Origin of the sequence: Vibrio splendidus (assembly GCF_024347615.1) — a bacterium.
In the GTDB taxonomy this organism is placed as follows: domain Bacteria; phylum Pseudomonadota; class Gammaproteobacteria; order Enterobacterales; family Vibrionaceae; genus Vibrio; species Vibrio splendidus.
Genome location: NZ_AP025508.1, coordinates 3,488,254 through 3,510,292, shown reverse-complemented (window position 1 = coordinate 3,510,292; position 22,039 = coordinate 3,488,254). Strand labels below are relative to the sequence as shown.

At 44.9% G+C, this 22,039-nt stretch carries 23 protein-coding genes; 5 read left to right on the top strand and 18 right to left on the bottom strand.

The genetic code is table 11. The features are described from left to right. Positions 1-6 precede the first annotated feature (6 nt). On the top strand, positions 7-591 hold the full coding sequence (locus OCU90_RS15700; protein WP_061023552.1) for a LysM-like peptidoglycan-binding domain-containing protein: 585 nt from the start codon (positions 7-9) through the stop codon (positions 589-591). Positions 592-650: 59 nt separating this feature from the next. On the opposite strand, the gene OCU90_RS15695 is transcribed toward OCU90_RS15700, so the two are convergent. From OCU90_RS15695 to OCU90_RS15645, 11 genes are all read right to left on the bottom strand, one after another. Further along, a complete protein-coding gene (locus OCU90_RS15695; protein ID WP_061023550.1) occupies positions 651-1,499 on the bottom strand; it encodes a DMT family transporter in 849 nt (282 codons plus the stop codon). Beyond that, positions 1,499-1,951 (bottom strand): GNAT family N-acetyltransferase, encoded by a 453-nt coding sequence (locus OCU90_RS15690; protein ID WP_061023548.1) that lies wholly within the window; start codon positions 1,949-1,951, stop codon positions 1,499-1,501. Before OCU90_RS15690 ends, OCU90_RS15695 begins: the two co-directional genes overlap by 1 nt. A gap of 57 nt (positions 1,952-2,008) precedes the next feature. Then, entirely contained in the window at positions 2,009-2,575 is a 567-nt protein-coding gene (locus OCU90_RS15685) for a Crp/Fnr family transcriptional regulator (protein ID WP_017083773.1), read from the bottom strand. A gap of 71 nt (positions 2,576-2,646) precedes the next feature. Further along, the gene (locus OCU90_RS15680) at positions 2,647-4,401 is read right to left on the bottom strand and encodes a lysophospholipid acyltransferase family protein (protein WP_061023546.1); all 1,755 of its coding nucleotides are present in this window, start codon (positions 4,399-4,401) and stop codon (positions 2,647-2,649) included. Between the two features lie 12 nt (positions 4,402-4,413). After that, a complete protein-coding gene (locus OCU90_RS15675) occupies positions 4,414-4,857 on the bottom strand; it encodes a hypothetical protein (RefSeq protein ID WP_004735264.1) in 444 nt (147 codons plus the stop codon). A gap of 10 nt (positions 4,858-4,867) precedes the next feature. After that, a complete protein-coding gene (locus tag OCU90_RS15670; RefSeq protein WP_017083771.1) occupies positions 4,868-5,305 on the bottom strand; it encodes a YHS domain-containing (seleno)protein in 438 nt (145 codons plus the stop codon). Between the two features lie 12 nt (positions 5,306-5,317). Continuing rightward, complete coding sequence (locus OCU90_RS15665; RefSeq protein ID WP_061023543.1) at positions 5,318-6,067, bottom strand: NRDE family protein; 750 nt, start codon at positions 6,065-6,067, stop codon at positions 5,318-5,320. 2 nt (positions 6,068-6,069) lie between these two features. Next, positions 6,070-6,612: a DinB family protein gene (locus tag OCU90_RS15660; protein WP_017083769.1), complete on the bottom strand. Its 543-nt coding sequence runs from the start codon at positions 6,610-6,612 to the stop codon at positions 6,070-6,072. A 19-nt stretch (positions 6,613-6,631) separates the two neighbouring features. After that, a complete protein-coding gene (locus OCU90_RS15655) occupies positions 6,632-7,765 on the bottom strand; it encodes an ATP-grasp domain-containing protein (protein ID WP_017063716.1) in 1,134 nt (377 codons plus the stop codon). Continuing rightward, positions 7,762-8,349, bottom strand: a complete 588-nt coding sequence (locus OCU90_RS15650) for a DedA family protein (protein ID WP_004735269.1) — start codon at positions 8,347-8,349, stop codon at positions 7,762-7,764. Before OCU90_RS15650 ends, OCU90_RS15655 begins: the two co-directional genes overlap by 4 nt. Before the next feature lie 317 nt (positions 8,350-8,666). Beyond that, the gene (locus OCU90_RS15645) at positions 8,667-10,643 is read right to left on the bottom strand and encodes a bifunctional 2',3'-cyclic-nucleotide 2'-phosphodiesterase/3'-nucleotidase (protein WP_017069395.1); all 1,977 of its coding nucleotides are present in this window, start codon (positions 10,641-10,643) and stop codon (positions 8,667-8,669) included. Positions 10,644-11,093: 450 nt separating this feature from the next. Here OCU90_RS15645 and cysD point away from each other — a divergent pair, with 450 nt between their 5' ends. From cysD to cysC, 4 genes are all read left to right on the top strand, one after another. After that, on the top strand, positions 11,094-12,002 hold the full coding sequence (cysD, locus tag OCU90_RS15640) for a sulfate adenylyltransferase subunit CysD (protein WP_004735271.1): 909 nt from the start codon (positions 11,094-11,096) through the stop codon (positions 12,000-12,002). Between the two features lie 18 nt (positions 12,003-12,020). Next, positions 12,021-13,451, top strand: coding sequence for a sulfate adenylyltransferase subunit CysN (gene cysN / locus OCU90_RS15635; RefSeq protein ID WP_061023540.1), 1,431 nt, complete (start codon positions 12,021-12,023; stop codon positions 13,449-13,451). A gap of 65 nt (positions 13,452-13,516) precedes the next feature. Beyond that, positions 13,517-15,241: an SLC13 family permease gene (locus tag OCU90_RS15630; RefSeq protein WP_004735273.1), complete on the top strand. Its 1,725-nt coding sequence runs from the start codon at positions 13,517-13,519 to the stop codon at positions 15,239-15,241. A gap of 24 nt (positions 15,242-15,265) precedes the next feature. Further along, entirely contained in the window at positions 15,266-15,886 is a 621-nt protein-coding gene (gene cysC / locus OCU90_RS15625) for an adenylyl-sulfate kinase (protein ID WP_099426166.1), read from the top strand. A gap of 165 nt (positions 15,887-16,051) precedes the next feature. Here the strand turns inward: cysC and OCU90_RS15620 are convergent, their stop codons facing one another. The 7 genes from OCU90_RS15620 to OCU90_RS15590 all read right to left on the bottom strand — a co-directional run bounded on the left by OCU90_RS15620 (position 16,052) and on the right by OCU90_RS15590 (position 21,841). Then, positions 16,052-16,960 carry a TIGR03899 family protein gene (locus tag OCU90_RS15620; protein ID WP_017078804.1) on the bottom strand — a complete coding sequence of 303 codons (909 nt, stop codon included), beginning with the start codon at positions 16,958-16,960 and terminating at the stop codon, positions 16,052-16,054. A gap of 527 nt (positions 16,961-17,487) precedes the next feature. Continuing rightward, positions 17,488-18,003: a DUF3299 domain-containing protein gene (locus OCU90_RS15615; RefSeq protein WP_004735277.1), complete on the bottom strand. Its 516-nt coding sequence runs from the start codon at positions 18,001-18,003 to the stop codon at positions 17,488-17,490. 14 nt (positions 18,004-18,017) lie between these two features. After that, entirely contained in the window at positions 18,018-19,277 is a 1,260-nt protein-coding gene (locus OCU90_RS15610; RefSeq protein ID WP_004735278.1) for an ABC transporter permease, read from the bottom strand. Then, on the bottom strand, positions 19,274-19,990 hold the full coding sequence (locus tag OCU90_RS15605; RefSeq protein WP_004735279.1) for an ABC transporter ATP-binding protein: 717 nt from the start codon (positions 19,988-19,990) through the stop codon (positions 19,274-19,276). Before OCU90_RS15605 ends, OCU90_RS15610 begins: the two co-directional genes overlap by 4 nt. Positions 19,991-20,129: 139 nt before the next feature. Then, a complete protein-coding gene (gene zrgA, locus OCU90_RS15600) occupies positions 20,130-20,867 on the bottom strand; it encodes a zinc uptake protein ZrgA (RefSeq protein WP_061023534.1) in 738 nt (245 codons plus the stop codon). A 41-nt stretch (positions 20,868-20,908) separates the two neighbouring features. Beyond that, complete coding sequence (locus OCU90_RS15595; RefSeq protein WP_017078801.1) at positions 20,909-21,199, bottom strand: DUF2607 family protein; 291 nt, start codon at positions 21,197-21,199, stop codon at positions 20,909-20,911. A gap of 90 nt (positions 21,200-21,289) precedes the next feature. Next, positions 21,290-21,841 (bottom strand): YtfJ family protein, encoded by a 552-nt coding sequence (locus tag OCU90_RS15590; RefSeq protein ID WP_004735282.1) that lies wholly within the window; start codon positions 21,839-21,841, stop codon positions 21,290-21,292. Positions 21,842-22,039: the final 198 nt, after the last annotated feature.

The following is a 22,039-nucleotide window of genomic DNA, read 5'->3' as shown; positions in this document are numbered from 1 at the left end:
AGTGGCATGAATCGTCGTCAAAAGAAAAAACAGAAAGTAGACCACTTAGCAGAGTTCAAGGATCGACTGAATCAGGTCAAAGAGAAATTAAGCTCGATCGATATCAAGAAAATGAAAACCTCAACCGTGCAGGCTTGGGGATCATTGCCGAAATTACACCAGAGATTATTGATGGTGATTTCGCCGATCGTATTGATCTTACTTTTTGCGCCGCTACCAGAACCTAAAGTAGACGCAGCCCCAGCAACATCGCGCGTTGAGCTTGAGATAAACACGGTTGGCTTAAGCGAACAGCAAAATGCCAAGAGCAGTTCATCAGAACCGAGTAATAACAACTGGCAGGAGTATCTTGTAAAGCAAGGGGATACGTTAGCGCAGGTTTTTCGAAATAACGACTTACCGTTGTCTGACTTGAACGCGCTAGTGCGTATTGAAGGGGCAGACAAACCACTTAGTCAGATTCGTAAAGGCCAGCTAGTTCGATTCAAACTCGCCGAGACCGGGCAACTAGACATTCTTCAGCTAGAAAAAGGCAACACTTCGGTGATGTTTTTCCGATTGTCTGACGGTGGCTTTGGCCGTAGTAAGTAGCTCAATACTGAGCCTGCGTTAAAGCGTTTCGTCAGATACAGATAGTCGATAGAAAAGAGCTAACGATTAGCTCTTTTTTTTGGTCGCTTGAAAGGTGCAAGCGGTAAGATGATGAGCATAATTCCGATAAAGGTTAACGTATCTGGAATCTCATCAAACCATATAGCGCCTATTATGGCGACAAACACTAAGCCTGAGTATTCAGCCAAGGCAATTTGACTTGAGTGTGCTTTTTGGTAGGCAGCGACCGCAAGCCCGTTGTAGCTTAAGATTAGCGTCGCACTTAATGCTATGTATCCCAAATGCTCCACAGATACCGGTTGCCAGTATAAGAAGCACAGTATCAATGATGCTGGAATAGAAAATAACGTTGTCCACCACAGCGTAGTGACCACCGTTTGCTCACTCGGAAGCTTTCTTACCAATACATTGAACAGTGCGAGCGTCAGCGCTGTGCCTAATGCAAACAATGCTGCCCAATGAAATTGCGATGGCCTTAAGACAATCAGTGCGCCAATGAAGCCGATAGTGGTTGCTATCACCTTACCCAGTGCGGGTTGCTCTTTGAGTAGAAATATCGATAAAGGCAGCATTAACAAGGGCGCGACGTAAAATACAGCGTTAGCGGTGGCCAAAGATAAATGGGTAATCGCGACGACCATACATCCGCTGCCGATTAGGATCAGTTGTCCTCGAATAAAGGTCACTTTAGCTTGTTGTAAGCGTCGTTGTTCTTTTTTCTGTTGTAGCCACAAAGGGGTGATGATGAGCAGAGATATCAACTGTCGGAAAAAAATATACTGAAGAGGCGGTACTTCGCCATTCAACAGTTTTACCGCTACGTCGGAAAGCGAGGCAAACAAGTTACCTGCAACCAACAATAGAATACCGACAGTGATATTCGTCATTACTTTTCAAATCTCATGTCTACATGCGGAATATCGTCTTCCAGATATATCTCAGAGATAGTTTCGAACCCGTGATTCGCATAGAAGTTTTCTAGGTGTTGTTGCGCGCCAATATCGATGGTCTTGCTCGGCCAAAGAGTCTCACAGCGTGTTAACGCTTCTTTGATCAATTGATGACCCAAGCCATCACCTCTTGCTGATTGCTTGGTCGCCACTCGGCCGATGCTGGTATTGTCGTAAGAAGTACCTGGTGGTAACAAACGGGCACACGCCACTAGCTCTGCATCAGCATAGCCAAGCAAGTGTTCAACACCTGCGAGTGTATCTTTACCATCGAGCTCTGGATAAGGGCAATTTTGCTCAACAACGAAAACATCGACTCGTAATTTAAGTAATTGATAAAGCTGTTGTGTTGAAAGTTCAGAGAAGGGAATTGAGTGCCAAGTGATCATGTTTACATCCAGAGATTATCGATGCTCTGAATGTACTATGTGCGATGATTGTTGGCATTAACTATTGTTAATTCGACCTTTAATTCTGCTCAGACTGATCGCGGTTATACCTAGGTAAGCCGCAATTTGATTGTCGTTCAAGCGCTGTTCAAGGTCGGGGTAATGTTCGCAGAACAGTTGGTAGCGTTGCTCTGGGGTATAAAGCAACATAAAGCGTTCTTTGTTTTCCTTGTGCATGAGCTGAGTTTCTAGCAGCTTTAAATACAGAGGGTTATTTGATGCACGCCACTCGATAACCGCATTCATTGGCAGTTCTAACATTGTGATGGGTGTGAGCGTTTCTAGTAGGTAAGGGGACGCTTGGTTCTTTATCAAACTCTCAAAGCCGATGATCCAGTCTTGTTCCCAGTAGAATTCTTTGCTGTATTGCTTGCCGTCATTAGTGAGATAACAAGCGTGGCACAAGCCTTCAAGTACAAAGTAGATCGAACTCGCCATCTCACCTTGATTGATCAGGATGTGTCGGGTTGGCAGCTCAAGCGGCTTCGCGACAGCTAATAGAGATTCAATCTGACTCTCAGAGAAGTCAAAGCTTTGTAGTTGTTCGATAAAAGAGGAGTGCATGAAAATAACCTAACCCAAATAAGTGCCGAAATCATCGCACTTATTTGGGGAGAGGTACAGAGCAGGCTAAATCAGCGTCGACTGTGTTGCTCTAGATAATCTTGAGCGAGGTCTCTGCCCATGTATTTGCCTAGGGTTTTCAACGGTACTTTCTTAAGATTAACCACAATCAAGCCATCCAAGGCATCATTAAAAGATGGATCGACGTTAAAGCACACAAGTTTACCGTTCATCCCTAAGTATTGGCGTAGCAGTACCGGTAGGCCTTTCCCTTGCTCCATACGAGCCAACACTTTAGAAAGCAGAGGGACACTCGCCAATGACGATAGCAGGTGATTCTGCCAGAACACATTATTATTGGTATTGAGTGGTGACGAAGGAGAAACCAAGTTCGCCTTTTGTTCATCGTAATGGTGTATGGATAGGGTAGTCGCAATCAACAGACGCGCATTGTGGCTGTAATCATTACTGATACTGACTGGGCCGAATAGGTGAGTGTATTGAGGATGACGATACACGAAGGCCGCGATACCTTTCCACAATAGTAATAGTGAGTTAAGGCTCTTTTGATAAGGCTTGCTCACTACAGAACGCCCAAGCTCGATACTGTTGTCTAAAGTATCGATGAATTTTTGATTGTAGTTAAACAGGCTACGAGAGTAGAGCTTATCAAGCCCGTGCTCAGCGATGAGCTTGTCGACCATACCAAGTCGGTATGCACCCACTAATTCAGCCTTAGCTTTGTTCCATACAAACAGTTGATGGTAGTAAAGGTCATACTCATCTAAATCACAGGCAAGCCCGCTGCCTTCTCCGACTTCTCGGAAACTCTCTTCTCTAACTCGACCAATTTCGCGCATTAAGTTAGGAATAGATTGGCTTGGCGTACAGTAGACCTCGAAGTCTCCTTGCTCAAGTAACTTCATCTCTTCAGGAAGAGAATCGACCTCTATTGCCAACACTTCTGGTGGAATAGGCGCAATCACTTGGGTGTCAAAAGAGGGCGCGTGGATTGGCGTATTCGGGCTATCTTGTTGACTCATTAGGTAGGTATTGAGTCGTAGGTAGTTGACGATATCCATCTCTTTTTCAAACGATTTGATCTCTGAATACGGAATCGAAGAGCCAATCGAGATAGAGATAGTCGTCGCCTGTTTATTAAGAAGTTCACGGCCAAGTAAAGCCGTTCTCAGTAGTGGGTGAACACGGCCTGCTTGGTAGAAAAGCTCACTGTTCTTGCCATTGATAAAGATAGGCACCGTGGTGGCTTGGTGACGCTTAACAAACTTTGCGACTGATTTGCTCCACTCGATGTCTGTTAGTGTCTTGGCCCCTTTACGGTAACTCGATACTTCGCCAGCAGGGAACACAATCAAGAGTCCACCGTCTGCTAAATGACGATTGGCATCTCGAATCGCTTTAGCATTGGTGCGTTTCGATTCTTTACTGTTAAAGACATCGACCCCAATGAAAAGATCATCCAGTTCAGGCAGTCGCTTGAGCAACTCATTGGCCAACACCTTCACATCCTTTCTTACCGATCCTACGAGATCAGCAAGGATCACGCCTTCAATCGCACCAAGTGGGTGGTTAGCCACAATGACTACTGGCCCTTGTTCGGGAATATTATCAGTGGCGCCTGCTGAAACGGAATAGTCGATATTCAATGCTGACAAGGTGTGATGCATGAATTCAAAGCTAGATAACTCATCAGGTCTATCTTGATAGAGCTTATCTAGCTTTGATAGCCCAGTTGCCCACTCGACAACAGACTCACCTAAACCAAAAGGCGTGTAACGTGGTAAACGAAAAGGACTATCAATCATAATTAAGCTACCTTATTGACTAAAGTTGTTTAGGAAACCGTCTTGATTCTTGAAATCTTTTACACTTAAAAATGCACCGCAAAGCCATACTAGGCATGCCATGCCAAACAGTAATCCGCCGTCATAACCGACAATTTCACCCGCTGCGTTAAACTCAGGCATTTGAATACCGAGTGGTGTAAACAGGTGGAAGAAAATCGCACCACTCATAATTCCCACACTCATGATGGCACCTAGGCCATGCCAACGAGTAAACAGCAAAATGGCCGCAATCAATTCAGCGAACCCAATCAAGTAGCCGCCAAATGAACCGAACCAACTTAAGCCAGACCATGTCGCCAAGGTGCCAAAGATATGCTCAGTCTCGTATGAGCCTGTGAACTTAAAAAACAGCGACTGAACAAATACGAAAGCGATAAATGCCGCAGGGATATGTTTAGCTGGAGTGAATGTCATGGTTATTCCCTTATTTGATCAGTTGCGGCCAAACGGTGTCGGCTTTTTGAATATGTTGTGCTCGGTCTTGTTCCCAACGCTGTTTAATCTCTTGGTCGTAGTTGAGGTAAAGCTTGTTATCAACAATCGTCCATTGATTTGGGTCACCGGGTGCAAAGTCACTTTTTGCTGAAACAGCCCAAGCGCAATAACCCCCATATTGAGGGGCATATTTTTCAGGATTATTAACAAATAAAGTCAGATTCTTTTCAGAAGAGAAATACCAGTCCGCGCCTTTGTACTCGGTGCTGAATTTGTTACTGCCTTCGATGGGCTTACCTGAAGTGAAATAAGCCACAGTGTCGTAGCCATCGAGCGCCTTACTGCTAAAGAATCCTGTGTAGATTTCATCGGCGGCAAATACGTACGGGCTAACGAGTAGCATGACCATGGTTAATAGTTTTCTCATGATGGACTCCATCTATAGATTGATTGCTGGTGATAAATCGAAGGTAAAACGCTGTTGATTTATCTGGCATGGTTTAATGGGTTCACAAGGCGAGCCGGGTGCGTAAAACATCGAGGCTTGGCCGTGTAGATTGCGTAAGTGTGTAAAGCTCACGGTGTGCGCGTCTTCACGATGCATACAGGTCGCTAAATGAGGTTGTTCGCTGTGATGGTGAGAGTGAAATTGAAGTAAGTTCTGTTGATTCTTACCTGTTGCCACAAGCTGATCGTATTTTGCTTGTCGATAGGCTTGTACTCGCTCTAAATCAACACCGGATGAGAAGAGTGGAGAATCGGTGTCGACGATGTGCTGTTGAATACCATCCCACATGTAGGCGATAACCAAACCATTGTTCTGAGTTAAATTCGGCGCGAAAGCCAACAAGGTGAATGGAGCAAAAGAGTGCAGGTCGAGCTGATGAAATGCTTCAGAGAGCTGACTGATGTTACGACTCGATGATAGATTTTTGAGTAGCAAACCACGGCTGACTAAAGGTCCAACAGGCACTATGCCTTGATAGTTATTGAGTAGGCATAGTGAAAGCCCGAACTCATTGATACTGATCCAGCTACCACCGCCAGTTGGGTCGAGTGGCATGATGATATCGACGCCGTTAACTCGATATTGTTTAGGTGGCATTGCCAGTGCTCGCGTCTTTTGTTCGTCACGGTTAAAAAAGACCTGATAACCATTTTCTTCAAGCAGCCAAGATACTGAACACATGATTATTGCTCCCTCAGATAGCTGCTGGTGGTTGGGGCATAACCAAAGGTATTGCATGTTTCGACATCAAGAAAGGTCGTGATCACCTTGATCATCGCATAGTGATGATTGGCATGCAGAGCAGCAAAGGTGACCTCTCTTTCTAACGTAGAAGGCAGGCTGGCGAATACTTGTGTATCCATTGAAACTTCGGTTTGGATCATGATAGGCGCTTCGAGATCTCTGCGGTCTAATCGTTCAAGCCAGTTGATCACATAATGGATCTCTTTTACTGCAATTGAGCGGTCGTATTCGACGGGATGACCACGACGACGAGTGTTGTAATCAACGGTCGCATTCTCTTTTAAGATTAAGGCGTGAAAAAGATCGAGCGTGTGACGAGTATGCTCACCAATAGAGCTTGTGACGTGCGGTTTTGCTCGTGTCAGATAGTCGCTGTCAGATATCGCTAACAAAAACTCTAGACCCTGATTCAATATCTCTACCGCTCCTTTGATACTAGGAGAGAAAGAAGTGAGGGCGCTTGGTTGGGCTATGGGGTTCATTCATGATCCTCGTACAAAGTTAGTCAGTGGTCGGATATTGTTGAACAAGACGTCGCTCTTCTTGCCACGCAGCGAATAAGCTCTTGAAAGAAGGAGTCTTATGGCCTCGTTGTTTTTGCTGAGCGCCAATATCAAAAAGAATGCGGTATTGCAGAAGTAGCGTAGAAAATATCTCTCGCAGCGGTGTGTTGCGATCCCAGATATGCCCAGCCTCACTGCTTGCGCCATTGACCTCAAGGATCGTGAAATCCTCGCCGTTCATTAGGCTGTGCATGTCCTTAAACTTGACGTCGAGTCGGCCAAAATGAAAACCATCGAAGTCATCGAATATCTCGTCTAAGCGTTCGGTTAAAGCTTGAGTGATGTATTGGTTGCCGTCTCGGAAGATACAGCCACGGCTATGGCTACCTGCGAACGCGAGTTGGAACTCTTCGCCCTCTGCGAGCACGTGATCCAATTTATCTTCATGCCTTGGTAGATACAGGTGGCTGAGTTGCCCAGCACGCGGGCTATTTTCAATTAACTGCTTGAGTGTCGACTTGCCATCACCCATCACCATTGGCGCATACTTGAGTGTGATCGAGATGATCTCGCCTTGCTTTTTGTTTGGGTAACGAACATAGAAAACACCCGCTTCTGCCTGATAAGGCGCCTTTTCTTGCAGTAGAAAGCGAGCATTATTTGGGAAAGATTCAACATATTGCTCAAGTTGATCTTGTGTGTTGATCAGCTTGACGCCTACGCCTCGACAGCCAAGATCCGGCTTCGCCACGATTGGAAAATCAAGATCGGATTGTATGAGTGCGCTGCGTGCATCTTCAGCTTGTTTCTTACCGCTGAGATCCGTTTTGGTGAGGGTGATAAACGGAGAGATCCAACGCTGACTTGAAGATCCGGCAAGGCTTAATATCTCGTGTTTTGATTCGCCTACCATGCCGCTTAACTTGATGCTTGGGTTGGCAATGAGCGGCAGCGCCCAGTCAAAGTGCCGTAACCCTTGCATCAGGCTTTGAATCACGACTGGCGTGTAGAAGAACCAAGTCGGAAGAAACTCATAAGGAGAGACACTGCGCACGGTATCTTTTTCAAGCAAAGGCATGCCTGCATTGATTTGATGTGCGGGAATGATGCGAATATCTTGCGGTGAACTCATGATAATCCTCTAGAGTAGGTTTTATTCATTAATCGATTACCGATAAACAGTAAAGCGATGGCACACGGGATAACGATCCATTGATATTCAGAGGCTTGCAGCCACGCTGATGTCCCTAAATAGTAGATGGCAGAGAAGACAATGCCAGTCCAGATCGCGGTGGCGCTGATGACAGCAAACAAGAAAGTAGGCAGTGGGATGGCGAAAAAGCCACTTAAGGTAAACCCGACGGTGCGAAGCCCTGGAATAAAGCGGATAACAAAAAGGCTGCTGAATGCGTTCTGACGTAATTTGGTACGAAGCGAACGAAAGTACTTATTCGTGAGGGCTTTATATCGAACACCTCGGAAATAACGTCCTGACTTCCCTAAGTAATAAAGACCGAGATCACCCGTGGCAATACCGATGAAAATAGCAAGCAGCGCATATTGAGGAAGTATTAGACCTTGAGTCGCTATACCTGCCGCCGTAACAATCGCAAGATCTTCAAGCAGGTAAGAAAGCGCGATGATGCCAAGCATCAGCCATAGCAGCGACTCCTCTCCTGAATGTAACCATGCTTGAATGCTCTCGACGGTGCTCATCAAATGTCCTTATCTATCCTATAGATGAATGGCTTAACCACCATTCATTGAGTGTAGTAAATTAAATAGACAGGAGGAGCAGATAAAAACTTACAGCTGATTAGTGTTTTTTTGTGTTGGATTCATTCAATTGGTGGTTTGAGTCGTGCTGTTTGACTGCTGTTTTGAAGCTAAAGGCGTGGCATTTGGAAGCGGGTTGAACGAGAGTTTGTCGTTCGACAAATTAGAGCTTTGGACTGAACATTTATAAGAAAAGAAAAAGGCTGAGTCGTTAAACTCAGCCTTTCATAACGTTAACTATAGATTACTTAAGCAACCTATTTAGTTAGGTCAATCTGGTAAACAGCAAAACCAACATCGTCAGTCGCAACACGTTTCATCGGGTATTGACCCTTCTCTTTAATGAACTCTGCTGCTTTGTCGCTTGGAGATGTTTCAAAGCGGATATCTAGCTTGTTATCTGTTTTGATTGGCGCAAATGACCAATTGTTATCCGCGCTTGGGCTCACTTGACCTTGCTCTTTGCTTACGCGAGAGATGTAGTTTGCAAGAACAGTACGGTTCTCATCTGGTGCATCAAATGCGATGAAGTCTTCGCCTGTACCTGGGAATTTAGCGCTGTATGCACGGTAGTTGTTGGTGGCAATCAGGAAGTCTTGCTTCATGTCGATTGGCTTACCTTGGTAAGTTAGGCCAACAATACGTTGTGAGTCAGGGTTAACGACTTTACAGTTTGCATCGTATTTCGCAGGTTGAGTTACGTCGATTTGGTAATCAACACCATCGATAACATCGAAGTTGTAAGTGCGGAAGTTATCCCACTCGATCAATTGTTGTGGTGCTGTTGAGTTAACATCCACTTGGTTGAACTGACCTGCAGAACACTCAAGCCACTCTTTTACTTCGTGACCTGTTACCTTCATCGCAACTAGCGTGTTCGGGTAAAGGTACAAGTCAGCTGCGTTACGGAATGTCAGTTGACCAGATTCAACCTCAGTGAAGTTCGCTGGGTCATTCTTACGGCCGCCGGCCTTGAATGGTGCAGCCGCTGAAAGTACTGGTGTACCGTCTAGGTCAGGGTCACCTTGGATGAACTGTTCAACGTAATCTTTCTGTGCAAGGTTAACGATTTGAACTGTTGGATCGTCTTGTACTAGAGACAAGAAGCTGTACATCACATCGTCTGCTTTACCAATCGGTTGGTTAACAAACTCACGAGTACCAGCGTGGTCTTTTTCTAGTGCTGTTACGATGCCTTCATCAGCTGCAGCAAGCGATTTCTTCTCGATTTTGTCGTAGATAGGGCGCGCTTCTGATTGGCCTTTAACCACTTCCCACTTACCGTCTTTTTGTGCAAGTGTTAGATCCATAACACCAACGTGGCTACCCCAACGACCAGGCATTACTGCTGCAACGCCGTTCATGGTGCCCGTTTCGTTGTCGATGCCTTGAATGTCATCAAAACCTTTACCTGGGAAAACTGCGTGAGAGTGGCCGAATGCGATCGCATCGATGCCGTCTACTTCAGATAGGTAGAACGTTGAGTTTTCTTCGCCATTTTTGTATGGGTCAGTTGATACGCCTGAGTGAGGGATAGCAACGATAACTTCAGCGCCTTCCGCTTTCATTTGAGGCACTAGCTCGTTAGCCGTCTCAATGATGTCGCGAGCGATCACTTTACCTTCAAGGTTCTTCTTATCCCACGTCATGATTTGTGGTGGAACAAAACCGATGTAACCCACTTTTACTTCGTGCTCTACGCCAGCAGTATCTTCGAACGTGTGCGTCTTGATGATGTAAGGCGTGAAGTAGTGTTCTTTGGTTTCTGCGTCGTAAACGTTAGCACTGATGTACGGGAAGTCAGCGTCGTTGATAGATTCTTCTAGGAACTCAAGACCGTAGTTGAATTCGTGGTTACCTAGGTTTGCAGCGTCGTAGCTTAGTTGGTTCATAGCTTTGTATGCAGGGTGAACTTCGCCCGCTTCGATGCCTTTGTCTGCCATGTAGTCACCCATTGGGCTACCTTGTAGCAAGTCACCGTTATCAACTAAAACGCTGTTGGTTACTTCGCTTTGAGCTTCTTTTACTAAAGTTGCAGTACGTGCTAAGCCAATTTTTTTCGATGGCTTGTCTTTGTAGTAGTCGTAATCCATTAGATTGGTATGGATATCCGTCGTTTCTACGACACGTAATTTAATCACTTCATCGGTATCTGGTGTTGTTGTGCAGCCTGCTAAAGTCAAACCAAGACCCGCAAGTACAGCCAATGACAAAGGTTTCATTGCAACTTTCATTTTGTAGCTCCAAAGTGGATAGTAGAAAATTCGTTGCGTAATGTAACAAAACCGAATGAAACAATGATTACAACGAATGTTAATTCGTGACTTAGATCGATTACTTTATGGTGTTCTGCAAGACGCCTCCCAAAGCTGCTCAATCGATGCGCAACTGATATCGATAATATTAGTCCATTCATTTCACCTGCTTATCGGTAAATTCAATCCCTTATCAGCTTTTCGAATAAAAAATGAAATTTTAGAATTTCCAGTAATATGAGAGGCTCGTCATAATGCCTATATCAAGGACGTATCAGGCAGATGAATAGCAAGGATAGCTCAAAACGAAGCTTCTGTTTTCTTCTAGTGCCAATACTCCCATTCACTCAAGTGGATGAGTTAAATCCCTTGCTTGGCAAGACCAAGTAATGAATTGCTCGTAACGCGAGCCTTAAAGGAAGCACTGAAATGGACCAAGAACGTTTAACCCACCTAAAACAGCTCGAAGCGGAAAGTATTCATATTATCCGTGAAGTAGCGGCTGAGTTTGATAACCCAGTGATGATGTACTCCATCGGAAAAGATTCTTCTGTGATGCTTCATTTAGCTCGCAAAGCGTTTTATCCAGGCAAAATTCCATTCCCGCTATTGCATGTAGATACGGATTGGAAATTCCGCGAGATGATTGAGTTTCGTGACCGTACGGCTAAAAAGTACGGCTTCGACCTTTTAGTACATAAGAACCCAGAAGGTATTGAGATGGGTTGTAGCCCATTTGTACATGGTTCTTCGAAGCACACTGACATCATGAAAACACAGGGCCTTAAGCAGGCGTTAAACAAGTATGGGTTCGATGCGGCTTTTGGTGGTGCGCGTCGTGATGAAGAAAAATCTCGTGCGAAAGAACGTGTTTACTCTTTCCGCGATAAGAACCATACGTGGGATCCAAAAAACCAGCGTCCAGAGCTTTGGCACACCTACAACGGTCAGGTTAATAAGGGCGAAAGCATTCGTGTCTTCCCGCTATCTAATTGGACTGAGCTCGATATCTGGCAATACATCTACCTAGAGAGTATCGATATTGTTCCACTTTACCTTTCTGATAAACGCCCAGTTGTTGAGCGTGATGGCATGCTGATCATGGTTGATGATGACCGTATGGAGCTGCAAGAAGGTGAAGTGATTGAAGAGAAAAGCGTTCGTTTTCGTACTTTAGGCTGTTACCCATTAACCGGAGCGGTTGAATCTGAGGCGAATACGCTAACGGGCATTATTGAAGAAATGCTGGTGGCGACGTCTAGTGAGCGTCAAGGTCGAGCGATTGACCATGATCAGTCTGGCTCTATGGAGCTGAAAAAGCGCCAAGGTTATTTCTAAGAATCTAAGGAAAGAAAAATGAATAGTGCAGTAGAAGCCGAATTGGCTGAACTAGGGATTGAAGGTTATCTAAGTCAGCATCAGCATAAATCTATGCTTAGATTTTTAACTTGTGGCTCGGTAGATGACGGTAAAAGTACGTTAATCGGTCGCTTGCTCCATGATACAAAACAGATTTATGAAGATCAGCTAGCAGCGGTTCACTCTGATAGCCAACGAGTGGGTACCACAGGTGAGAAGCCTGATTTAGCACTGCTTGTTGATGGCTTGCAGGCTGAGCGTGAGCAAGGGATTACGATCGATGTGGCTTATCGTTACTTCTCGACTCAAAAGCGTAAATTCATTATTGCTGATACCCCAGGGCATGAGCAGTACACGCGCAACATGGCAACCGGCGCTTCAACGTGTGATCTGGCTGTGATCTTGATTGATGCTCGTAAGGGCGTTCTGGATCAAACCCGTCGTCACTCGTTTATTTCTAACCTACTTGGTTTGAAGCATTTCATCGTCGCAGTCAATAAGATGGATCTGGTGGAGTACTCGCAAGATCGTTTTGAGGAGATTCGCGATCAATATCTAGAGTTTGCTGAAAACCTAGAAGGCGAAACTAATATTCAAATTCTGCCTGTTTCCGCGCTTGAAGGCATTAACGTTGCAGCGCCAAGCAAAGAACTTGCATGGTTTGAAGGCCCGTCTCTATTAGAAGTGTTAGAGAACGTCGATATTGACCAAAAACGTTCTGCAGGTGAATTCCGATTCCCTGTTCAGTACGTAAACCGTCCTAACTTAGACTTCCGTGGTTTTGCAGGCACCGTTGCCTCTGGCCGTGTCAGTGTAGGTGATGAAATCAAGGCGCTGCCATCAGGTAAAACGTCTAAGGTGGCAAGCATTGTGACCTTTGATGGCGAACTTGAATCGGCGCAAGCGGGTTTGGCAGTAACGCTGACTCTTGAAGATGAAATCGATATCAGCCGTGGTGATTTGATTGTGCTGGAAAATGCTCAAATTGAATCAACTAACCATGTATTGGCTGACATCGTATGGATGACAGAGCAACCACTGCAACCGGGTAAAGCCTACGACATCAAAATCGCAGGCAAGAAAACCGTCGGTCAGGTTGAAACGGTTCGTCACCAATATGACATCAACAACTTGTCGACTTACGCAGTTGATGAGTTGCCACTGAATGGTATTGGTTTGTGTGAATGGTCATTGAACGAGACTATCGCGCTGGATAAATACCGTGAGAGTGCCGATACCGGTGGTTTCATCGTTATCGACCGCCTGACTAACGTGACGGTGGGTGCTGGTTTGATTCGAGACCGTTTGGACTCTGTTGAACAGCAAGTCGGTAACTTCTCTGCATTTGAACTTGAGTTCAACACATTGGTACGCAAGCACTTCCCTCATTGGGATGCCAAAGATCTAAGCCAATTACTGAAGTCATAAACGACTAAGTAACAGCTTATTGAATCAGGCGGAAACCCATCGTTTCCGCCATAAAGGACGGGTATATGTGGCAACAAGGATTTGTATTAGCGATTTTGCTCGGCATCATTACTTGCCTGCTCGTTACCCGTATTAAGCCAAGCTTTATCTTTGCTGGCGCGGCGTTTATTGCTTTTATGGCTGGCATGATCGATTTGTCGAGCTTAGCCAATAACTTCACTAACTCCTCGTTACTGACTTTAATTCTTCTTATCCTCGCATCAAGTGCGTTGGAGAAAACTCGCTTAATCAGTTGGGTTAGCCGTAATATCTCTGAAGGTAGGCTAGGTACCGTGGTTGCGAAGTTGGGTATTTCCACAGCGTTACTTTCTTCTTTTACTAATAACACGGCGGTGGTTGTTTCTTTGATCGGGGCGATCAAACGTAATCAACAACATGCGCCATCTAAACTGCTTATCCCTTTGTCATACGCTGCCATCTTAGGTGGAACCCTGACATTGATCGGCACCTCTACCAACTTGATCATCAATAGCTTTGTTGAAGATGCTGGACTGCCAAGCTTAAACTTTTTTACACCGACCTTGATCGGTTTAGCTGTGTTGGTCGGCGGTGTGTTGATCCTCATTCCTCTGAGCTACTTCTTACCCAGCTACGATGATGGTTCTCAAGACGATCTACCTTACTTTCTCGAGGCGCGAGTTGAGCCGGGTTCTCCTTTAGTTGGCCGCAGCGTCAGCGAGAATAACCTCAGAGCATTGAGAAAACTGTTCTTAGCGGAAGTGATTCGAGACGGTAAAACAACCGCGTCTATAGACCCTGACTTCATACTCCAAGCTCGTGATCGATTACTGTTTTGTGGTGATGTCGAGAGTGTTGCGACACTGCAAGAGATCCAAGGGCTAACTCTGTTTGGTCAGCACCACCTGAATGGCCAGAGCTTTGTTGAGGTCGTAGTCAGTTCATCGGCAAGCTTCTGTAATAAAACCCTCAAGACCAGCCAGTTTAGAGATCGCTTCGATGCGGTTGTGGTTGCCATTCGTCGTGGTCATGAACGCCTTGAAGGTGGCCTTGGAAACATCACATTAACCGCTGGCGATACCTTGATTTTGGTTCCAGGAAAACGTTTTGAAGAACAGCGTCAACAACACAATAAAGAGTTTGTGTTGATGAACGATCTAGACTCAAGCGCCAAGCTTGATGCCGATAAATCGACGTTTGTGTTGCTCGGCTTTGCCAGTGTGATTGGGTTATCGCTCGCTGAAGTCGTGCCGATTATTAAAGGGCTAGCGGGATTTTTATTATTGCTGGTGGCATTTGGTGTAGTACAACTTGGTGAGCTTCGCCGCCGTTTCCCCGTCGATATTGTCGTGATCGTTGGTTCGGCACTCTCTATTGCTCAACTGATGATTTCATCTGGGTTGTCTGAGCGAATGGGGTTGATGTTTATGGAGGCCTTTAATGGCTGGGGCGTGTTTGGAGCGCTAGTCGCGACCTATTTCATGACGTTGGTCCTAACTGAGTTGGTGACCAACAATGCGGCAGCGGCACTCTCATTCCCCATTGGCTACAGTATGGCAGTAGGCTATGGCGTCGATCCAATGCCGTTCATCATGGCGGTTCTGTTTGGTGCCAGTGCCAGTTTTATTTCGCCGTACGGCTACCAAACCAACTTACTTGTTTATAGCGTAGGTAATTACCACCTTACGGATTATCTGCGCATCGGCATCCCAATCTCGATTGTTTATTCGGGTTTGGTGCTGACCCTAATTCCTTATTTTTTCCCATTTTAATGCTGTTTATTTAAAGGACTAATTATGACCGCAGTACTCAAACCAAAAGATGAGAATGTTGTGTGGCATCAACACTCGATTGATAAAACATTTCGCTCTGATCTGAAATCACAAAAGCCAGCCGTGCTCTGGTTCACGGGATTATCTGGTTCTGGGAAGTCGACAGTCGCTGGAGCATTAGAAAATCGCTTGGCACAGCTTGGTTACCATACTTACTTATTGGATGGCGATAATGTGCGTCATGGGTTATGTAGCGACCTTGGCTTCTCTGAGCAGGATCGCCGAGAGAATATTCGTCGTATTGGTGAACTTGCTAAATTGATGGCGGATGCGGGTTTGATCGTGTTGTCAGCGTTTATTTCTCCACATCAAGCGGAGAGACAGTTGGTACGTGATTTATTGCCGGAAGGTGAGTTTCTTGAGGTGTTCGTCAATACACCACTCGAGGTTTGCGAACAGCGTGATCCTAAAGGTTTGTATAAGAAAGCACGTGCTGGAGAAATCCCGAATTTTACTGGTATTAGTTCAGCTTACGAAGCGCCTCAGAATCCTGAGATAGATCTACCTGCGGGTGAGAAGACACTCGATGAACTGGTGGAGTTGTGTATTGATGCTTTAGAGAAGCGTAATATTTTAACCAACTGAGATCGTTGGTATGACTAAGGCTACTCAGTTGTTTATCTGTTTATTCACGACCGATAAATAGTGCAGCCTTGGTTACCGAGACAAGAAACCTATCCTCTAGATTCTCTTTATTCTTCTCGATACTCTTCACTTTTTACACCGTCTATTTTTTGCACCGTCGAGTGCCTAGACGGTGTAATTCACACTGCTTTTAACTTCTGTTTGAACCGTGAATTTCTGGCTCAATAGTGCAATCAGTTGGTCGTAATACTGCATGTTGGGTTTGTTGCCAAGTAAGGTGCACAGCTCATTACCTGTTGGACTGAATCGGTAATAAACCAGTTTAACCCCTTTTGAAATAGGCGCCAGTGACATGCTCTTACCTTGATAAGTCAGGTGTAGGGCTGGGTCGAAATCAATCTCTCCAGATTCTAATTCTGTTCCTAGAATAATCCCGAGCTCAATCAAGTGGAGCAAACTAGAGTAGGGCAGGTTGTGTCCACCAAGGTTGATGGTGTTGGTGGTGTCTCTTTTGCCAAAGCTGAAGATTCCAGCATGGGATTTAAAGCCGAGTAATAGTTTTCTGCTGTTATCACTACCAAAGCTACAACCCAGTGACGCGGCTCTTTGCAGGGTGAGTGCTTCTTTTGGTGTCATGTCTTTTAAGATCTGAAGCGCCTTCATCGACGTCGAGCCTGGGTTGGTGACTTCTCGTTTCAGTACTTGAGCCCATAGCCTCTGCATCGATGTATTGTGGATCTCTTGTGCCATATCGAAGAAACGGTATAGCCAGTCCTGATCAGGGTCTCCAGCCGCTTCATCCTTACATGAAGAGTGTGCCAACTTTAGAATCTGTTCTAGGTTCTTTTGGCGAAGCTCTCTACGTTTTTTCTCTCTTAATAGTGCCCGTTCGATAAGCGTACTCTCAGCTTTATCGTTTGGCTTTGTACTATGACTAATTAAGGAATCGAGGCCGAAGCTTTGTGCGATGTGCAGCATTCTGCTTGCACTGTCGGCAATATGAGGCTTTTTCTCATGCTTTTGCTGTGTATCGCTAGCATGCTCAATGATCACTGGCTGTTTAGTTTCTGACATAAGAGTACCGTAAGGAGACGACCCAACACCAATCGTAGTAATTAATTGCTCGCCCTAGCTTGTTAAAACGCTCGATAACAGCGTTAGAATTTTTGATTGTAGAATAACTACTTATCAAAACTATTTATTGAAAAGAGCTTCCTTGTTCTCAAGCCTTTTTCCTACGCTATTTCTGAACACTTACTTATTGTGATTGGTATAACTGTCTAAAATGTAACTCTTTATCTTATTGGTGGCTAGATTTTGCGTGCAGAGTTGAAGGTTTCAACAAAATTTTACTTTTGCTAATGATAATAAAATGTTAAATTTGTTGTAATTCTCAAGGAGGAGTTATGAATCAAGTCAATGATAACAAGCTGAAGAAACAGCTTAGTATAGGGTTATTACTCGCTACTTATGTCGCTGTTCTAGCGTACTTATCTAATTACATCGCGTAATTTAGAATAAAATAATCGTTATTAAACTGTTATTGAATGATCTCACTCGTTCAGTGACGGCAGCTCATCCTTGAGCCACCCTTCTAATGACTACATGTCGTCATATTCTTCAATTGCAGTACCTTCAATAAGATAACCGGTTTGCGCCAAGTCATGGCTTATTGACTCAGTTTTCAGCGTACCCACTAAATAGATCACATCCCATAACTGCTGGATTGGTGCACCTTTAGGGAACTTCACGTAGATGATTTGGTTTGGTGGTGGCGGTGGCACGTGGATACATGCGCCAAAGTACGGTACCAGCAGAAACTCAGTGATCATGTTTTCATCGCCTTCCAATGGAATCACAAAGCCAGGAATTTTGACTGTGCTGCCATTCAGCTCTGGGCGAACAGCGCCAAGTGTCGATTGTTGAGGTTTGTCCATACTGTCGTGGTTAACCATCGGCATGCCAAATGAGTCGAGTTGTGCTCGCTCTGACTCTGGAATCAAGTCAATCCAATCGAGTGTTAATACCGATTCGTCAGTCTGAGTGGTTTCAGCGTGAGCTGTGCTGATAAATGGGAACATAAGTAACCCAAGTATCAGTAGGAATTTGCGTTGCATCGTAGGTTCCTATTTTAGATTCTAATAGTCATGCCATCAGACAATGACTGACGGTAAGCCCTGAAAGCGGGAATAAAGCCGATAATGATTCCAGCAACTTGCACCAACATAAGCAGTTTCCACTCATGAGGTGTGATTGCGGATATCGATATGTTGATACCATAACTTTGTTGCACAATAGGAGCAACTACTGCGATCAAGGCAAACAACACGGCAACACCCAATGTGATACCGAGGAAGGTTAGGGCACTTGCTTCACTGATCAGTAAACCAAATACATGACGAGGCCTTGCTCCCATCGCGCGCAGAATGGCCATCTCTCGACGTCTTTCTTGCAAGCTAGTGAGTAGACTACTCAGCATCCCTAACAGTCCCGCGATTACAACAAACCCTGAAACAATCAGTAGTGCTTGTTCTGCTACTGCCATCATTCCCCATAATTCGTGAAGCGCAATGCCTGGCATAATGGCGCTCAAAGGTTCTTGGCGGTAGTTATTGATTTCTCGTTGCAGTGCAAAGGTTTGGATCTTCGATTTAAGGCCAACCATCATCGCGGTAATCTGCTTCGGTTGGAAGTCACGTTGCTTTAGCGCTTCAGCATTCGGTGTGTGCCCGAGGTTAGCCCCCGATTCCCAACCAACGTGAATCGCTTCAATGGCCTCTAACGAAACATGCACCGTTTTATCTACTGGTGTGCCGGTTGGCGCGAGTATTCCGACAATGGTGAAGGGCAGGTTGTCGTGGCGACTGAAAGCGACATCACTGATACCGTGCGCCAGAATGATGTGATCACCAATCTTGTAATCTAACTTCTTCGCGACATCGGCACCAATCACGACATCAAATAGCTGATTGAACTCTTTGCCTTGCTGAAAAGTAAGTGGTTGCTTACTTCCATAGCGATAATTTTCGAAGTAGCTATGGTTCGTGCCCATTACGCGGAAGCCTTTATGTGAATCACCCAATGAGATTGGGATCGCCCACTTTACAGCGTTGTGCTGGCTAAATTCTTCATAGCTTTTCCAGTCGATGTTGTTGGTCGCATTACCGATTCTAAATACGGAATAAAGCAGCAGGTTTACCTGACCAGAGCGGCCACCGACGATAAGGTCAGTACCTGAAATCGTATTCGCAAAGCTGCTCTTAGCTTCGGTTCTTACACGTTCCACACCGAGTAATAGAATAACTGACACCGCCACAGTGAGAATAGTTAGAATGGCTGTGGCTTTACGGTTGAGTACGCTTTTTAAGGCTAAGTGAGTAATTACTTTCATACGACAACCTTAGCTTGGTTAACGGTTTTTAAATCTATGGTTCGAGTGAACAGTTTTTCTAATGTTGGATCGTGACTAACAAAGATCAGGGTAGAACCCGCCTGATTCGCTTGTTCTAGCAACAGTTCGATAAAGGCTTCTCGGTTGTCATGATCCAGAGCCGATGTCGGTTCGTCGGCAATAATGATTTTGGGTTGGCCGATCAAAGCACGAGCGGCAGCAACACGTTGTTGTTGACCAATACTCAACTCGGTAACGGGCTTGTCCATTAGAGCTTGAGGTAGCTTTAATCTGAGCAACAACTCTTGAGCGGTTGCTTGCAGGCTGTTCTGACTTTCAGTGACTTGCTGCTTACGAATCTTAGAAAACTGACAAGGAAGCGTCACGTTGTCGATGACTGACAAGTAAGGAAGCAGGTTAAATTGTTGGAATATATAACCAATATGATCGGCTCTGAATTTGTCTCTCTGGCGAGGTGTTAGCTGTGTGAGATCTTGGCCAAGGATAGATACTTCGCCTTGTTCAGCTTGGTTGATTCCGGTCAGTAACCCTAACAATGTTGATTTCCCGCAACCACTAGGCCCTTTGATGAAAAGGTGCTCTTGGGCTTGGATATGCAGTGAGGGGATCTCTAGCGTTGGGGGCAATTCAGGCTTCCAACGAAAGCTGATATTTTCGAGTTTGACCACAAGTGATGAACTGTCAAAAGACATATTAGCTCCAATAATTAAAGCGGTGTCTCTACTGGACAGTTATTAGAATCATAAATTCCCAGAGCATACCGATTTGTACAGCCAAGTAAGTGAATACTTACTTGGCTGCTTATCTACGTTTAATTCAATCTAATGCTAATTAGAATCGAAAACTAATACGATCTGCGTTAAGTACTTCTTGAATTTGAGCACTGTCAGTTAGCAGGTTCACAGTCATTGATTTTGTGTTGCTGAACTTAGAGAACCACTGAGTATTCACGGTATCCAGTTTTTCAATGTCAGAACATTGGTAGTGATACTCGACAGTGAACTCACCGTGGCCGCCTTCTGAGTGGTCATGGCCTTCGTGGTCATCATGATCGTGCTCAGCATGGTCATGGCCTTCGTGGTCATCATGATCGTGCTCAGCATGGTCATGGCCTTTGTGGTCGTCATGATCGTGTTCCGCGTGGTCATGGTCTTTGTGGTCGTCATGATCGTGCTCAGCGTGGTCATGACCTTCGTGGTCGTCATGTTCGCCTTCAGCGTGGTCATGGCCTTCATGGTCATCATGATCGTCTTCTAGGGTGTTCGTCACTGACTTGAACTTCAAAGTACAGCTTGCATTGTTGAAACCAAATAGTTCTTCTGGCTTGTTCAGTTGCGCAATCGCTTGTTCAAACACTTTCTTTTGCTCGGCAGTTTCTGGAGCATGTTCAAAGCCAACCACATCAGCGCCGGGAGCTGTTACTTCAACAAGCAGCTCTTGCCCATCTTGAGCGATGTTCACTTCAACTTTACCGTGCACGTGTGCTTCGTGAGAGCGGAATTCTTCGTTAGCTAGAACATTCGTTGAGACAGTCATGCCGATAACAACGGCTAAAATAGTAGGTTTCATGTTTTTTTCCTGAATAAAGGTTAATTAAAAAGTAGTGGTAATTAAGCGATATTTACAGGAGGTGAACGTGCTAAATAAGCGAAATACAGGCGCTGTAACGAAATTACTGACTCTGTAATAGTGGCTGTAAATTCTGAATGGAACTCTGGAACTTGTGGTAGTGAGTGCGCAGTAATGAACTGATTTATCGAAAACAGCTCACAGTGATGCGAAGTGTGGTGATCGGGGTCAATATCCACCATATGTGTTGCCGCTAACACGCTTAACATGAGCATCAGCCCAAGCAAGAAGCCTGTTTTGCGTTTCACATTGTTAGGTGTGTTTTGCCACATGAGTATGTTTAACCACAGAATTAAAAAAGGATACTGTTATAATATAACAATATCCTTTGGTTAGGTCTCGAAAAAGACGCGAATATCTTATTAAAGGCTCGCTTTAATCAACTCAATGACTTGAGTGACTTCTGATTCGTTTAATGCCCCTTCTTTAACAAACAAGATTTTACCTTGCTTGTCTTGAACGATAATCGCAGAGCTTTCTTCTTTTAAAGCCCATGATGACGCTACCGTGCCGTCTTCATCTAGCACCATAGAAGACCATGGAAATTCTTCTTTGCTACTTTCTGCTGACGATTTAACAAAAGACCCAGTACCCCAAATCGCATCATCTTGGTTGATGATGGTAGTGGTTTGGTAGCTGTCTTCTGCGAATTTCGATGCTGTGATGGCTGCCATCAGTGGTGCGTTGAGCTCTTTCGAGCTGCTACGGCCTGCAATAGCTTGAACGACGCGAACTTTACCTAGAAGAGCGTTGGTTGCCCAAGCTTGATATCCAGTATTTCCATCGTTTAGTACGATTTCACCATAGTTGCTAACATCGACAGCGGGCAGAGTTTCACCTACAGATAAGTTGTGAGCATTGGCTAAGAGTGGAGAGGCTGCGGCTAAAAAAGCCAGTAGAGTTTTGTTTTTCATTATATTTTTGTTCCGCTTATTGGTTTGCTCTGGAAGTATAATATGAAATTTGAAAAATGCCTCTTTAACTTTTTTATCGTACGACGTAGAAATAAGTTGCAGGCTTGTTACCAAAAGGTATAATGCATCAATATCGAGATGAACAATAGATTATCTTGCTGTTTGCTAAAGGAATTAGCGATTTAATGTGCTTTGAAT

What these genes read in the sequence shown, in the direction of transcription:
- OCU90_RS15655 (WP_017063716.1), bottom strand. Translation starts at nt 7,765, where the DNA reads ATGAGTTCACCGCAAGATATTCGCATCATTCCCGCACATCAAATCAAT.
- OCU90_RS15595 (WP_017078801.1), bottom strand. Translation starts at nt 21,199, where the DNA reads ATGTGGCAAAACACACCTAACAATGTGAAACGCAAAACAGGCTTCTTG.
- OCU90_RS15590 (WP_004735282.1), bottom strand. Translation starts at nt 21,841, where the DNA reads ATGAAAAACAAAACTCTACTGGCTTTTTTAGCCGCAGCCTCTCCACTC.
- OCU90_RS15620 (WP_017078804.1), bottom strand. Translation starts at nt 16,960, where the DNA reads ATGTCAGAAACTAAACAGCCAGTGATCATTGAGCATGCTAGCGATACA.
- OCU90_RS15650 (WP_004735269.1), bottom strand. Translation starts at nt 8,349, where the DNA reads ATGAGCACCGTCGAGAGCATTCAAGCATGGTTACATTCAGGAGAGGAG.
- OCU90_RS15675 (WP_004735264.1), bottom strand. Translation starts at nt 4,857, where the DNA reads ATGACATTCACTCCAGCTAAACATATCCCTGCGGCATTTATCGCTTTC.
- cysD (WP_004735271.1), top strand. Translation starts at nt 11,094, where the DNA reads ATGGACCAAGAACGTTTAACCCACCTAAAACAGCTCGAAGCGGAAAGT.
- OCU90_RS15690 (WP_061023548.1), bottom strand. Translation starts at nt 1,951, where the DNA reads ATGATCACTTGGCACTCAATTCCCTTCTCTGAACTTTCAACACAACAG.
- zrgA (WP_061023534.1), bottom strand. Translation starts at nt 20,867, where the DNA reads ATGAAACCTACTATTTTAGCCGTTGTTATCGGCATGACTGTCTCAACG.
- OCU90_RS15645 (WP_017069395.1), bottom strand. Translation starts at nt 10,643, where the DNA reads ATGAAAGTTGCAATGAAACCTTTGTCATTGGCTGTACTTGCGGGTCTT.
- OCU90_RS15685 (WP_017083773.1), bottom strand. Translation starts at nt 2,575, where the DNA reads ATGCACTCCTCTTTTATCGAACAACTACAAAGCTTTGACTTCTCTGAG.
- OCU90_RS15695 (WP_061023550.1), bottom strand. Translation starts at nt 1,499, where the DNA reads ATGACGAATATCACTGTCGGTATTCTATTGTTGGTTGCAGGTAACTTG.
- OCU90_RS15670 (WP_017083771.1), bottom strand. Translation starts at nt 5,305, where the DNA reads ATGAGAAAACTATTAACCATGGTCATGCTACTCGTTAGCCCGTACGTA.
- OCU90_RS15630 (WP_004735273.1), top strand. Translation starts at nt 13,517, where the DNA reads ATGTGGCAACAAGGATTTGTATTAGCGATTTTGCTCGGCATCATTACT.
- OCU90_RS15665 (WP_061023543.1), bottom strand. Translation starts at nt 6,067, where the DNA reads ATGTGTTCAGTATCTTGGCTGCTTGAAGAAAATGGTTATCAGGTCTTT.
- OCU90_RS15700 (WP_061023552.1), top strand. Translation starts at nt 7, where the DNA reads ATGAATCGTCGTCAAAAGAAAAAACAGAAAGTAGACCACTTAGCAGAG.
- OCU90_RS15680 (WP_061023546.1), bottom strand. Translation starts at nt 4,401, where the DNA reads ATGATTGATAGTCCTTTTCGTTTACCACGTTACACGCCTTTTGGTTTA.
- OCU90_RS15660 (WP_017083769.1), bottom strand. Translation starts at nt 6,612, where the DNA reads ATGAACCCCATAGCCCAACCAAGCGCCCTCACTTCTTTCTCTCCTAGT.
- cysC (WP_099426166.1), top strand. Translation starts at nt 15,266, where the DNA reads ATGACCGCAGTACTCAAACCAAAAGATGAGAATGTTGTGTGGCATCAA.
- cysN (WP_061023540.1), top strand. Translation starts at nt 12,021, where the DNA reads ATGAATAGTGCAGTAGAAGCCGAATTGGCTGAACTAGGGATTGAAGGT.
- OCU90_RS15615 (WP_004735277.1), bottom strand. Translation starts at nt 18,003, where the DNA reads ATGCAACGCAAATTCCTACTGATACTTGGGTTACTTATGTTCCCATTT.
- OCU90_RS15605 (WP_004735279.1), bottom strand. Translation starts at nt 19,990, where the DNA reads ATGTCTTTTGACAGTTCATCACTTGTGGTCAAACTCGAAAATATCAGC.
- OCU90_RS15610 (WP_004735278.1), bottom strand. Translation starts at nt 19,277, where the DNA reads ATGAAAGTAATTACTCACTTAGCCTTAAAAAGCGTACTCAACCGTAAA.